At 43.7% G+C, this 14227-nt stretch carries 10 protein-coding genes; 8 read left to right on the forward strand and 2 right to left on the reverse strand.

Features of this window, described 5'->3' with window-relative positions; translation table 11 throughout:
* Window positions 1–237 precede the first annotated feature (237 nt).
* The 8 genes from coaBC (at window position 238) to VRUMOI_RS11745 (ending at window position 11502) form a co-directional block, all read left to right on the forward strand.
* Window positions 238–1452, forward strand: coding sequence for a bifunctional phosphopantothenoylcysteine decarboxylase/phosphopantothenate--cysteine ligase CoaBC (coaBC, locus tag VRUMOI_RS11710; protein ID WP_089138412.1), 1215 nt, complete (start codon window positions 238–240; stop codon window positions 1450–1452).
* 28 nt (window positions 1453–1480) lie between these two features.
* Window positions 1481–1939, forward strand: coding sequence for a dUTP diphosphatase (gene dut / locus VRUMOI_RS11715; protein ID WP_089138337.1), 459 nt, complete (start codon window positions 1481–1483; stop codon window positions 1937–1939).
* A 279-nt stretch (window positions 1940–2218) separates the two neighbouring features.
* Window positions 2219–2809: a nucleoid occlusion factor SlmA gene (gene slmA / locus VRUMOI_RS11720; RefSeq protein ID WP_089138336.1), complete on the forward strand. Its 591-nt coding sequence runs from the start codon at window positions 2219–2221 to the stop codon at window positions 2807–2809.
* A 235-nt stretch (window positions 2810–3044) separates the two neighbouring features.
* Window positions 3045–3980: an LpxL/LpxP family Kdo(2)-lipid IV(A) lauroyl/palmitoleoyl acyltransferase gene (gene lpxL, locus VRUMOI_RS11725; RefSeq protein ID WP_408646273.1), complete on the forward strand. Its 936-nt coding sequence runs from the start codon at window positions 3045–3047 to the stop codon at window positions 3978–3980.
* A gap of 249 nt (window positions 3981–4229) precedes the next feature.
* Window positions 4230–6311, forward strand: a complete 2082-nt coding sequence (recG, locus tag VRUMOI_RS11730; RefSeq protein ID WP_089138334.1) for an ATP-dependent DNA helicase RecG — start codon at window positions 4230–4232, stop codon at window positions 6309–6311.
* 1037 nt (window positions 6312–7348) lie between these two features.
* Window positions 7349–8701, forward strand: coding sequence for a uracil-xanthine permease family protein (locus VRUMOI_RS11735; RefSeq protein WP_162598373.1), 1353 nt, complete (start codon window positions 7349–7351; stop codon window positions 8699–8701).
* A gap of 285 nt (window positions 8702–8986) precedes the next feature.
* Window positions 8987–10009, forward strand: a complete 1023-nt coding sequence (locus VRUMOI_RS11740) for an IS110 family RNA-guided transposase (RefSeq protein WP_110410663.1) — start codon at window positions 8987–8989, stop codon at window positions 10007–10009.
* 290 nt (window positions 10010–10299) lie between these two features.
* Complete coding sequence (locus VRUMOI_RS11745; protein WP_105903604.1) at window positions 10300–11502, forward strand: IS256 family transposase; 1203 nt, start codon at window positions 10300–10302, stop codon at window positions 11500–11502.
* 371 nt (window positions 11503–11873) lie between these two features.
* Here the strand turns inward: VRUMOI_RS11745 and envZ are convergent, their stop codons facing one another.
* Together envZ and ompR are read right to left on the reverse strand one after the other, a co-directional pair.
* Window positions 11874–13217, reverse strand: a complete 1344-nt coding sequence (gene envZ / locus VRUMOI_RS11750) for a two-component system sensor histidine kinase EnvZ (RefSeq protein WP_089137731.1) — start codon at window positions 13215–13217, stop codon at window positions 11874–11876.
* Between the two features lie 273 nt (window positions 13218–13490).
* Window positions 13491–14213 (reverse strand): osmolarity response regulator transcription factor OmpR, encoded by a 723-nt coding sequence (gene ompR / locus VRUMOI_RS11755; protein ID WP_089137730.1) that lies wholly within the window; start codon window positions 14211–14213, stop codon window positions 13491–13493.
* Window positions 14214–14227 lie beyond the last annotated feature (14 nt).

Raw genomic sequence — 14227 nt, forward strand, 5'->3', positions numbered from 1 at the left:
AACAATGGGTGAAAGGAAAAAAGGTTACAATCAAAACGTTAATTCGCTCTAAACTCACCGGAACAAAGTTTATCCATGCAGATGCATCACCATTTTATAAACTTATGGTAACTTATACCCATTGGCTTCATGAGTGTTCTAATAATCTTTTCTATAACAATTCGATATAGAGAAGAAAAAAGACGAAAACCATGTCTATGACGGTCTCATTTCATTTAAATCAGGTACGGTATTGTGATTGAACAAAGCTTGGCTGGAAAAAAAATCCTATTGGGAATTAGTGGCGGTATTGCAGCTTATAAATGCGCAGATTTAACCCGTCGTTTGATTGAACGTGGCGCACAAGTTCAAGTAGTGATGACCCCAGCGGCAAAAGAGTTTATTACGCCGCTTACCATGCAAGCCGTCTCTGGACGTCCAGTATCCGATAGTTTATTAGATCCTGCTGCTGAAGCCTCAATGGGTCACATTGAATTAGCCAAATGGGCCGATTTAATTCTACTTGCGCCCGCCACTGCCGATTTAATTGCCAGAATGCGAGCGGGAATGGGCAATGATTTACTCACCACCTTGATTCTTGCTTCCAATGCGCCAATTGCGGTTGCGCCTGCAATGAACCAACAAATGTACGCCAATATCGCGACCCAAGAAAACCTCGCGGCTCTTGCTCAACGCGGCATGATGATTTGGGGGCCTGCTGCCGGTCAACAAGCCTGTGGCGATGTGGGCTACGGCCGAATGTTAGAGCCAATGGAGCTAGTTGGGCATTGCGAAGGTTTCTTCGGGCCTAAACCACTACAAAATATTAAGCTAGCGATTACTGCCGGCCCGACGCGTGAAGCCATTGACCCGGTGCGTTATATCTCGAATCACAGTTCAGGAAAAATGGGATTCGCCATTGCAGAAGCCGCGGCTAATATGGGTGCAACAGTGACCCTAATCAGCGGCCCGGTCTCTTTAGCGACCCCGAACGATGTCCATCGCATTGATGTTGAAAGCGCAGAACAGATGCATCAAATAGCCATGGAACATGCGGTAAATAATGATATTTTCATTAGCTGCGCTGCGGTTGCCGATTACCGCCCAAGCAATGTCGCAGAACAAAAAATTAAAAAAAACGCCGATAACGAACACATGCAAATCGAGATGGTGAAAAATCCCGATATTGTTGCCTCGGTTGCCGCATTAACCAAACAGCGCCCCTTTACCGTAGGGTTTGCAGCCGAAACTCAAGATGTTGAACAATACGCTCGTGACAAACTGAAAAAGAAAAATTTAGATTTAATCTGCGCCAATGATGTTTCAGTGGCAGGATTAGGCTTCAACAGTAACGACAATGCCTTGCATTTATATTGGAATACTGGCGAAAAAGCGTTAGCAACCGCAAGCAAAGCACAACTTGCCAAACAATTGCTCAATATCATCGCGAGCGATTTATTCCGTAAAAAATAATTTAATCAATAAAAGAAGACATTGAAACATGACCAAGAAAATTGATTTAAAAATTTTAGATAGCCGCATCGGCGACCAATTCCCGCTTCCAGCTTATGCGACTGAAGGTTCGGCAGGCTTAGATTTACGTGCTTGTTTAGATAACGCTCTAATGGTAGAGCCGGGTCAAACTCACTTAGTTCCAACGGGTCTTGCCATTCATATTGGCGATCCAAACCTTGCTGCAACGATTCTTCCTCGTTCCGGCTTAGGTCATAAACATGGTATTGTGCTTGGCAATTTAGTGGGCCTAATTGATTCTGATTACCAAGGTCAATTAATGGTTTCAGTCTGGAATCGCGGCCAAGATACTTTTACTATTGAACCTGGTGACCGCATCGCACAATTGGTGTTTGTTCCCGTCGTCCAAGCAGAATTTAATATCGTCGCGGATTTTGATGCAACTCAACGCGGCGAAGGTGGGTTTGGTCATTCGGGGAAAAAGTAAAGAAGTCCCTAGTTTACTGGTCCCTAGTTCCTAGAAAAAGCAAATAGATGGAGCGAAATCCGAGCACGCTTCGCTTCGAGTTGCGAGAAAAAGCGTTTCCACGCATAACGAAACTCGAAACCGTTCTTTTGCTTTCGGCTCCCTAGCGCAGCGTCCCCGCAACTCGCACCTAGGAACTAGGAACTAGGAACTAGGAACTAAATTTATATCAGAACTTATAACGATAATTAAAAATAAAATAGACACATTATTCATCACGCTTTCAGACAAGGAAAAACCATGGCAGGGCCAAAAAAACATAATCGTCGTGAAGAGATCCTTCAGGCATTGGCGCAAATGTTAGAGTCAACTGAAGGGGCATCGCGTATTACGACTGCGAAGTTAGCCAAACAAGTTGGTGTATCTGAAGCGGCGCTTTACCGTCACTTTCCAAGTAAAGCACGCATGTTTGAAGGCTTAATTGAGTTTATTGAAGATGCCCTACTGTCACGCATCAATCGTATTTTGGCTGAAGAAAAAGATACCTTGAACCGCATCCGTTTGGTCCTACAATTGCTATTAGCTTTCGCCGAGCGTAACCCGGGCTTATCTCGCATCATGTCAGGACATGCATTAATGTTTGAAAATGAACGTTTACGTGGCCGTATTAACCAATTATTTGATCGTATTGAAACTCAACTACGTCAAATCTTACGTGAACGTCAAATTCGCGAAGGCAAAAGTTTTCCGGTTGAAGAATCTATTTTAGCAGCTCAATTGCTAGGGCAAGTGGAAGGTAGTTTGAACCGTTTTGTTCGTTCTGATTTTAAATATCAACCAACGGCTAACTTTGATCAATACTGGGCGTTACTGAAAGCGCAGATGGAATAAAAGAACGCAAATTGTTGCTAAGGAAAGCGAAATCAATCGAGGCTCGTTACTCGGCCGCTGCGCTTCTTGTGTCTCGAAAAAGATAACAGCGATTGCAAAAATCGAAATCATTTCGAGCGACGAGTCACGAGAAACGAAGTGCCCGAGATTCGTCAATCTTTTAACCATCAATACGCATAATTTTAGAGAGAAAGAAATGACCGATAACACAACCATCCCGAAAAAAGAGGAATCTCTGGTCAATTTTGTGCCACCAAAGTTTTCAATGAGCTTACTTCACCCTAAATATTGGGGCATTTGGTTTGGCTTTGGATTCATCGCTTTACTGGTCAATGTTCTCCCTTATCGAGTTTTATATTGGATAGGTCGCTCACTCGGCTACTTATCAATGTTTGCGGTCAAAAAACGCGTGAAAGTGGCTCAACGTAACCTTGAATTGTGTTTCCCTGAAATCAGTAACACGCGCAAAGACTACTTAGTCAAAGAGAACTTTAAGAATACTGGCTTTGCAATTTTTGAAAGTGCTATTGCATGGTTTTGGCCTGATTGGCGTTTAAAAAAGCGCGTCGGTTATTACCACGTTGACCGCCTAACTAAATTTGAAGAGCAAGGCCGCGGTACATTGATCTGCGGAGTTCATGCATTGAATGTCGAGCTAACTGCTCGCTGTTGTGCCCTTTTTTCTCCAGGTTATGGTGTTTATCGCCCACACAATAACCCTGTGTTTAACTTCATTCAGCATTGGGGTCGTACTCGTAACGGCAACATCATGGTTGATCGTAAAGACGTAAAAGGTATGCTCAAGGTGCTACGAAAAGGTAAAAAGTTATTCTATTTGCCCGATCATGATTATGGCCCGAAAAATGCTGTGTTTGTCCCTTTCTTCGCCGTACCGGATGCCTGTACTACCACTGGTACTAGTGTGTTAGTCGATGCTAGCAAATGCGCGGTATTACCTGTTTCCTGCTTCCGTGTCGGTTTCCGTTATGACTTCCGAATTGAGCAAGATATTAGCGAAGGTTTCCCTCGCCGAGACCCAGAAGGCGCTGCCATTCACATGAATAAAACCATTGAAAAGCTCATCCTACGCGGTGGTGATCAATGGATGTGGTTACATAAGCGCTTTAAAACGATGCCAGATGGGAAGAATAAAGGGATTCGGTATAAATAAGTTACTAGTTATTAGTCCCTAGATTCGCTGCGCTGCTAGGAAGAGCAAAAGATTGGTGCGAGGTACGTGCACGCTTCGCTCCGTGTTGCGAGAAAAAGCTTTTCTATGCTTCTCGCATCATGCTACACAAAACAGCTATTTCGCTTTTCGGCTCCCGAGCGTAGCGTCCTCGCAACTAGGAACTAGGAACTAGGAACTAGGAACTAGGAACTAGGAACTAGGAATATTAAACCAAAACCGAGAACCAACATGCAATCACAACTCCTCTCCGCAGTTCCTCTAACCTCTCTTTCAGGCGTCGGTGCGAAGGTGGCTGAAAAACTCGCCAAGATAGGTTTGCATTCAATTCAAGATCTGCTTTTTCATTTGCCGCTGCGTTATGAAGATCGTACTCGCATCTATCCCATTGCCAAATTACATACCGGCCTATTTGTCGCCATTCAAGGGCGAGTGATGAGTTGTGATACGCACTTTGGCCGTAAAAAAATGCTGACCGTTAAAGTCAGCGATGGTAATGGCACATTGACGTTACGCTTTTTCAACTTCAATGCTGGCATGAAAAACAGCTTTGCTGAAGGTCGCCCTTTGTATGCTTATGGAGAAATTAAGCGTGGCAACATGGGACTTGAAATCATGCACCCTGACTATCATTTTTTAAATGGTAGTGATGCACCAGAACTCGAACAAAGCTTAACGCCTATCTACCCCACTACCGATGGTTTACGTCAAAATACCCTCAAGAGTTTAACTGACCAAGCCCTAGCGTTATTAGACAGTTCGGCGGTAACCGAATTACTGCCAAGTGGGCTATACGACCATCAAATCACCTTAAACCAAGCACTGCATACGATTCATCGACCTTCACCAGATATTGATATGCAACAGTTTGAGCTAGGTAGACACTCGGCTCAACGTCGATTAATTATTGAAGAATTGCTGGCTCAAAATCTATCCATGCTGGATGTACGTAGTCAAGGCCAACAAGATCTCGCCTTACCATTAACCTGTACAAGTCAGCTCAAGCAACAATTACTTGCTACTCTGCCTTTTAGCCCAACCAATGCCCAAGCTCGTGTGGTGGGTGAAATTGAACAAGACTTGCAACAACCACATCCAATGATGCGCTTAGTGCAAGGTGATGTCGGCTCAGGCAAAACGCTGGTTGCTGTGTTAGCCGCCACTCACGCTTTGGAACAAGGTTATCAAGTTGCATTAATGGCCCCGACCGAATTATTGGCAGAACAACATGCCATTAATTTTGCTCAATGGTTAGAACCTTTAGGTATTTCCGTGGGTTGGTTAGCCGGAAAATTAACGGGGAAAGCCAAGCAAACTCAGCTAGAACGTATTGTTTCTGGTGAGGCCAAAATGATAGTAGGCACTCACGCACTGTTTCAGCAACATGTTGAATTTAATCATCTCGCCTTAGTGATCATTGATGAGCAGCACCGTTTTGGTGTCCATCAACGATTAGAGTTACGTGAGAAAGGAAAGAAGCAAGGCAGTTACCCTCACCAGTTAATTATGACGGCAACGCCCATTCCCCGTACTCTGGCCATGACTGCCTATGCCGATCTTGAAACCTCTGTCATTGATGAACTACCACCGGGCCGAACGCCTATTCAAACCGTCGCCATCGCCGATACTCGCCGCAAAGATATTATCGAGCGTGTACGAGTGGCTTGCGCCGAAGAAGGCAAACAAGCCTATTGGGTATGCACCTTAATTGATGAATCGGAAGTATTAGAAGCTCAAGCGGCTGCCGATACCGCTGAAGAATTGCAACGCCAACTACCTGAGCTAAAAATTGGTTTGGTACATGGCCGCATGAAGCCTGCTGAAAAACAGCAAGTCATGCAGCAATTTAAGTCGGGTGAATTACATTTATTAGTCGCCACCACGGTGATTGAAGTTGGGGTTGATGTACCCAATGCCAGTTTGATGATCATTGAAAACCCTGAACGCTTAGGTTTAGCGCAACTGCATCAGCTACGAGGTCGCGTTGGTCGAGGCTCGGTGGCTAGCTCTTGCGTACTGCTTTATCACGCCCCACTGTCCAAAACGGCGCAAAAACGTCTCGGGGTACTGCGCGAAAGTAATGATGGCTTTATCATCGCTCAAAAAGATCTCGAAATTCGAGGTCCAGGTGAAGTCCTTGGCACCAAACAAACGGGATTAGCAGACTTTAAAATTGCCGATTTATTGCGTGATCAATATTTGATCCCCGAAGTGCAACGCATCGCTCGTCACATCCATCAGCAATACCCAAGTAATGCAAAAGCCATCGTTCAGCGTTGGCTAGGTGAACGAAGTGAGTATGTAAAAGCGTAAAGCGGTTGCGAGAACCGAGTGCGCTTCGCTTCGAGTTGCGAAAAGCAAAAGGAATATCGTCTATCGGGCGCTCCGCTGCTCGTCACTCGGAAAGGATAAAAGCTTAAAAAAATAAAGGTTCCTAGTCCCTAGTTTCTGGTCCTGAGGAAGATCGGTTCTACCTTTACACTATCGACCAACACAATGAAGATACAGCTACCTTAGGAACAAAAAATACAGTCATCCTGAAAACGAGGTACGAGTTATCCGGGATCTAATCATTTCGCGCTGTATGTAAATCCCTGATGTCGCTAAAGCTCCTCAAGGATGACGCCTCACTTTTAGCATCCGCTTTTACTCGCAACACGAAATATCCCACTCAAAACCAAAAATCCGTCATTCCGTACATAAGCCTAAGCGAAGACGATACGGAATCTCCCGCCACGATGTACTCACTCAATGACGATAGGAGATCCTGAACTACGCTCCTACGTCGCTTTTCAGGATGACGTTTAACTTTTAGCACCCGCTTTTACACTCAATACGAAACACACCACTCGAAACCAAAAGTCCGTCATTCCGTACATGAGCCTAAGCGAAGAAGATACGGAATCTCCCGCCACGATGTACTCACTCAATAACGATAGGAGATCCTGAACGGCGCTCCCACGTCGCTTTTCAGGATGACGCTTCACTTTTTAACCTCCACTTTTGCTCGCAACCCGAAACACACCACTCGAAACCAAAAGTCCGTCATTCCGTACATGAGCCTAAGCCAAGACGATACGGAATCTCCTATCGCGATTGCCCCTCTCAAGGGCTGTAAGAGATCCTGAACTGCGCTCCTGCGTCGCTTTTCAGGATGACGCCTCACTTTTAACATCCGCTTTTACTCGCGACACGAAACACACCACACGTAACAATCTTTTCGGCTCTCGAGCGCAGCGTCCCCGAACCCGAGCCATCACGCAATCGTTTGCTTTATTTGTACAACTTCTTATAATATGCGCAAATTCTTGACGTATCAGTCAACTATCACTTGGATAATAAGGAAGTTTATGAGCTCCCATCGCCCGACAGAACTCGTTTATCAACTCAACGACCGACCACCATTGCCACAAACCGTTTTTGCGGCATTACAACATCTGTTAGCCATGTTTGTTGCGGTCATTACGCCTTCTCTTATTATTTGCCAATCTTTAGGGGTTCCCGCAGAACAAACCAATACCATTATTAGCATGTCATTGTTCGCTTCGGGGATTTGTTCATTTATCCAAATTCGCACTATTGGCCCTGTTGGCTCTGGCTTATTATCGATTCAAGGCACCAGTTTTAATTTCCTAGGCCCAATCATTGGCGCAGGCTTGTCTTTAAAAGCTGGCGGCGCTTCGATAGACACCATGATGGCCGCGATTTTCGGTACCATTCTAGTGGCTTCTAGTGCGGAAATTTTCCTATCTCGTATTCTGCAATATGCTCAAAAAATCATTACCCCATTAGTATCAGGCATCGTGGTGACCTTAATTGGGTTAACGCTGATCCAAATTGGTTTGGTCTCGATTGGTGGTGGGTATGGCGCCATGGAAAACAACACCTTTGGTCGTTTAGATAACCTAGCACTTGCCGGTGTCGTATTAGGTTTAATCGTAATTTTAAATCGAGCAAAAAATCCATACTTACGGGTCGCCTCAATCGTAATTGCCATGTTGGTTGGCTGCATTGTGGCTTACTTTATGGGTATGTTGGATTTCAGCCAAACCGCTCATACTGAGGTAGTCGCGCTTCCTATTCCAATGCAATTTGGCCTTGGTTTTGATTGGTCTTTGTTTATTCCTTTGGTACTGATTTTTTTAATTACAGCATTAGAGGCGATTGGCGATATCACTGCAACATCGGAAGTTTCTGGCGAACCTGTCGATGGGCCTGTTTATCTAAAACGTATCAAAGGTGGCGTGTTAGCCGATGGTTTGAACTCAGCCATTGCTGCGGTATTTAATAGCTTCCCGAATTCTACCTTCAGCCAGAATAACGGCATCATCATGCTGACTGGTGTGGCGAGTCGTTATGTTGGTTACTTTATTTCTGGCATGTTGATTATTCTTGGACTATTTCCGGGCGTTGCGAGCTTTGTTCAGCTAATTCCAGAGCCAGTTTTAGGCGGGGCGACTATCGTGATGTTTGGCACCATCGCCGCGGCAGGTGTACGCATTATTTCCCGTGTCGATTTAGATCGCCGGGCGATTTTGATCATGGCGTTATCATTTTCAATGGGACTCGGCATTGCTCAAAAACCAGAAATACTGCAATTTATGCCAGAGTTTATTAAGAGTATTTTCTCATCGGGTGTTGCAGCAGGCGGTATCACGGCGATTATATTGAGTATGGTGCTGCCAGCGAGTAAGGAAGATTAAAAAGCGGAGCGAATCTCGTTTATCGGGCGCTTCGCTGCTCGTTACTCGGAAAAGATAAAAGCGTAAATTCACAGAACAATAAAACATCGTCATTCCGTACATGGGCCTAGGCGAACAAGATACGGAATCTCCTATCGCGATTGACCCTCTCAATGACGGTAGGAGATCCTGAACTGCGCTCCTACGTCGCTTTTCAGGATAATGTAATGGACCCACCCTTTTATACGGCTTCGCAATGAGCCATGATGAAAGTGTCAAACTACATCAAATAAGGGCAGGTCCACTATGAAGATTACAACAGCTGGCTTGGATATAGCAAAAAATAAGTTTCATTTTTATGGTGTTAATCAAGTCGGGAAGAAAGTTAAAAAACGAGTGCTAACTCGTTCTGAAGTTCTTCCTTTCTTTAGCACATTAGAGCCAACATTGGTTGTCATTGAATCTTGTGGAAGTGCAAGCCATTGGGGAAGAAAACTCAAAGAGCTTGGTCATGAAGTAAAATTAATAGCACCACAATATGTGGTGCCTTATAGACGAAAAAATAAAAATGACTTCAATGATGCCGAAGCGATAGCGGAGGCGGCTCAACGAAGTAATATGACTTTTGTACCGATTAAGACAATAGAACAACAAGATGTTCAAATGCTACTGAGAGTACGTGACCGACATATTCAAAGTCGAACACAGCTCAGCAATCAAATCCGTGGCTTGCTCGCAGAATATGGATTAATTATCTCATCGGTGGGCAGAGCAGCCTTAAGGAAAGAATTGCCAGAGTTTTTAGAAGATGCTGAAAATGATTTAACCAGTACAAGTCGAGCCTTATTCTCTGAACTCTATGAAGAGCTCATACAGCTTGAATCTGTGATTAAAGAGTATGATAAAAAAGTCGAAGGCATGGTTAAATTAAATGATATCTGTCTTCGAGCCCAAACCGTTGTTGGTATAGGGCCTATCACCGCAGCGGCACTTTATGCTGCCATTGGAAATGGACATAATTTTTCAAATGGTCGCCATTTTTCAGCATGGTGCGGGTTGGTGCCTAAACAGCACTCAACTGGCGGAAAAAGCGTTTTGTTAGGGATAACGAAACGAGGTAATCCTTATTTACGCACTTTACTGAATCATGGTGCTCGAACGGTTTTAAAATATTGTGAAATGAAAGATGATAAATTGAGCCTATGGGCTCAAAGGCTTAAAAAAGAAAAGCATTACAACCAAGCCAGTATTGCAGTCGCAAATAAGTTAGCAAGAATCGTCTGGGCAGTAATCAGCAAGAATGAAAGCTATCAAGTCGATTACGTTTAAGAAGTAATAGAGTAAAACACTCACCATCAGTTGCGAAATGAGTTTGAATGGATAATAAACAGTTAAACTGAGCTACTTAAAAACTACCTGCGTCATAGGCTCTTAGAAGCCGTCGGGATGATAAAGTTAAGTAGCAGCAGATTGCATCCAGGCTATGGGATTAAAGCCCTATTAATAAGCCGAATATATGAAGGCAATAACTATTTTATTAAACGCTCAAAATCACTTGCAAAGGTAGTGTTTAGAAATCTGTGTCATTTCTCCTAAAATAGACAAAAAAGGAATGACACATGAATAATGATTTCGATCTAGAGCAAGCCATTAAAGCTCTTCAATCTGGACAAGATTTAACAGGCAAAGATGGCTTTTTAACTCCTCTTATCAAGCAAATTACGGAAGCTGCTTTAAAAGCTGAGCTTGCACAACACATCGATAATGATGACCAGCCAAATCGTAAAAATGGAACCTCTAAGAAGACTGTTAAGTCTTCTGTCGGAGCATTTGAACTTGATACTCCTCGCGACCGTTCAGGCTCTTTTGAACCTCAACTTATCAAGAAAAATCAAACCAAGCTGACTGATGAAATTGATCGTAAAATCCTTTCTATGTTCTCGTTAGGAATGAGCTATCGTGATATTCGAGGACATGTTGAAGATATGTATGGTATCGACGTCTCTGAGGCCACAATTACTGCTGTCACAGACCGCTTAATACCAGAGCTTAAAGAATGGCAGCAGCGTCCATTAGACGCTATATACCCGTTCATTTGGCTTGATGCCATCCACTATAAAATTAGAGAGGATGGTCGTTATGTCAGTAAAGCGATATACACAATCTTAGGCTTGAATATCGACGGTAAAAAAGAACTACTTGGGTTATACCTATCAGAGTCTGAAGGCGCAAATTATTGGCTATCAGTTTTAACTGATTTACATAATCGAGGGGTTGAGGATATTTTAATCAGTTGCGTAGATGGCTTGGTTGGCTTCCCTGAAGCCATTGCCACAATTTATCCAAATACTGAAGTTCAATTGTGCATCGTCCATCAAATTCGGAACTCAATAAAATATGTCGCATCTAAGCACCAAAAAGAGTTTATGGCAGATCTGAAACCAGTTTATCGAGCGGTAACTAAGGAAGCAGCTGAAATAGAGTTAGACCGATTAGAAGCTAAGTGGGGCCAACAATATCCAATAGTATTACGCTCATGGCGTAATAAATGGGTAAACCTGTCGGTTTACTTTAAATATCCAGAGTATGTTCGGAAAGCCATATATACCACCAATGCTATTGAGGCGGTACATCGTCAGTTTCGAAAGCTGACCAAAACTAAAGGTGGTTTTCCAAATGAAAACAGCTTGCTTAAGCTGTTGTATGCTGGGATATTGAATGCGTCTAAGAAGTGGACAATGCCAATCCAGAACTGGAATATGACATTGTCTCAACTGGCGATTCATTTTGAAGGTCGTTTGGATGACGTCTTAGATATTTAGTCAAAATTAACTGACACAGAATTCTGAACGCCCTCCTTGCAAACTGGGTGGGTCCATATATGACGCTTCACTTTTAGCTTCCGTTTTTACACGCCACACAAAACACGCCACTCGAAAGTCAAAATCCGTCATTCCGTACATGAGCCTAGGCGAACAAGATACGGAATCTCCTATCGTGATTGACCCTCTCAATGACGGTAGGAGATCCTGAACTGCGCTCCTACGTCGCTTTTCAGGATGACGCGTCACTTTTAGCTTCCGTTTTTACACGTCACACAAAACACTCGACTTCGCCACAATAATTCTTCAGCTCTTTCTTTTTCAAGTAACGAGAAGCGAAGCGCTCTAAGCACGAGTAACGAAAAGCCTGTTTACCCTTCTCTAACCAATCTCTTCTCTTTCTTCGCTGTTGGAATACTAATCTGCACTTTCAAACCGCCTTCGGTACGGTTGGTGACGACAATCAAGCCTTGATGTTGGCTGACAATTCGTTTGACAATCGCAAGCCCTAATCCTGCACCTTCACTGCTGCCTCGCGCAGTATCGCCACGGGTGAAGGGTTCAAATAACGATGCCAATTGTGCTTTATCAATACCAGGACCGTTATCTTCAACGGTTACCCAAACTAACTTATTATCAGCCGTCATACCGGTAGATACTTTAATCCAACCATTGCCATAGCGTAATGCGTTAACAATTAAGTTAGACACCACTCGCTTTAGCGCTACCGCTTCACCGAAAGCATGGCGAATATCTTCTGTGACCGTCAATTCAAAATCGGTACTGTGTTTATCTTGCTCTGCATTTACTACTTCCGACACAATTTGATTTAAGTTTACTGCTTGGTGATCTTTGGTGTGTGCCGGTTTCAGGTAATCCATAAACTGGCTAATAATGTCATTACATTCTTCAGTATCTTTAATCATGCTTTCAGCAAGATAGTCATCTTCCGGTGACATCATTTCAGTGGCTAAGCGAATACGCGTTAACGGGGTGCGTAGATCGTGACTGATCCCCGACATCAATAACGCGCGATCTTCTTCCAAAGCCTGAATGCCTTTTGACATTTGGTTAAACGCTTTAGTTACTGCCAAAATTTCAGTAGAACCTTTTTCAGGCACAGGTTCAGGTATCTCACCTTTACCAACCTTTTTAGCCGCGGCTTCTAACGCCACCAGTGGACGGTTTTGCAGGCGCATAAAAAACCACATGCCAGCAATCAGTAACAAGGCAATCAGTAAGCTATTTCGGAATAAAGGCGCAAAATCTTTTTCGGTTAATTCAGTTAACGGGATACGGATTAAACGATGGGGTAAGTTGTCGATCTTAAGCCACAGCACATAACTTTCACGCCCTAGAATCAACCTAACTTCCGTTGGAGACCCGACTTGTGAACTCATCTCTTCACTTAAAAAATCAATCGCCGAAGCATGATAAAACTCTTGAGCCTCAAGGGCATCATCCGGGTAAATGGAGACGCCTAACTCAGCCAACAACTCCCGTCGAAACGGCCGCTCAGACTCATCGGTTCCTTTTAACATATCTTCTTCATCTAACATTACGCGCACTTCATGCGATAAAATCCGGTTAAACTGCTTAAGGCTCGGCAGTAACGCGTAGTTAAACACGATCATATAAGATAAAACTTGGCTAGCGATCAGAAGAACCACTAAGAAAAAAACGGTTTGAGTGCGAGAACTGCGAAAGCGAAGCATGAGAAAGTACCGATTAAATAAGAAATAGAAAGGTTACTGATAATTAAAAAGAAGTTTGATAGTCATTAGAGTAACCGTCAATAAGTTCACGTATATCGAGTCTAAGGAGCTTCGCTCCTCGTAACTAGACAAAGCAAAGAGAGCTCCCTCAATACCTTACTGATAGTTGTTCCAACAATACAAATTATCTGATTAGTGTAATTTACTATTAAAATAAAAGCGCGTTGCTTTGCAGCTCTGCGCTTTTTCGAGTAACGAGCGACGAGCTCCGTATTAAACCTTCTTCCCATCCGGCACAAACACATAACCCAATCCCCAAACCGTTTGAATATAACGAGGGTGGCTTGGATCTTCTTCTAACATGCGGCGCAGACGAGAGATTTGCACATCAATCGAACGCTCCATTGCGGAATATTCACGGCCACGAGCCATATTCATCAACTTGTCGCGAGACATTGGCGTGCGTGCATTCGTCACCAAAATCTTCAACACTGCAAATTCGCCCGAGGTTAATGGCATTGGCTCTTCACCGCGGAACATTTCACGAGTTCCTAAGTTAAGCGTAAATTCGCCGAATTTGACAATTTCTTCATCTGAGCTTGGCGCTCCCGGGGCTTCAACCGATTGGCGGCGAAGTACCGCACGTAGACGAGCTAATAGTTCACGTGGGTTAAACGGTTTTGGTAAGTAATCATCGGCACCGACTTCAAGCCCAACGATACGATCGATTTCATCACCTTTAGCGGTCAACATCACAATTGGTAGTTGGTTGTTGTCTTTACGTAAACGTTGGCAGATCGATAAGCCATCTTCACCAGGCAACATTAAATCCAACACCATTAGGTGAAAATTTTCACGCGTTAATAAACGATCCATTTGCTCAGCATTGGCAACACTACGGACTTGAAAACCTTGCTCTGATAAATAACGCTCAAGCAATGAACGCAGACGAGCATCGTCATCAACCACTAGAATTTTATAATTTTCTTGTTGCATTCATTTATTCCTAT

Source organism: Vibrio rumoiensis (genome assembly GCF_002218045.2).
In the GTDB taxonomy this organism is placed as follows: domain Bacteria; phylum Pseudomonadota; class Gammaproteobacteria; order Enterobacterales; family Vibrionaceae; genus Vibrio; species Vibrio rumoiensis.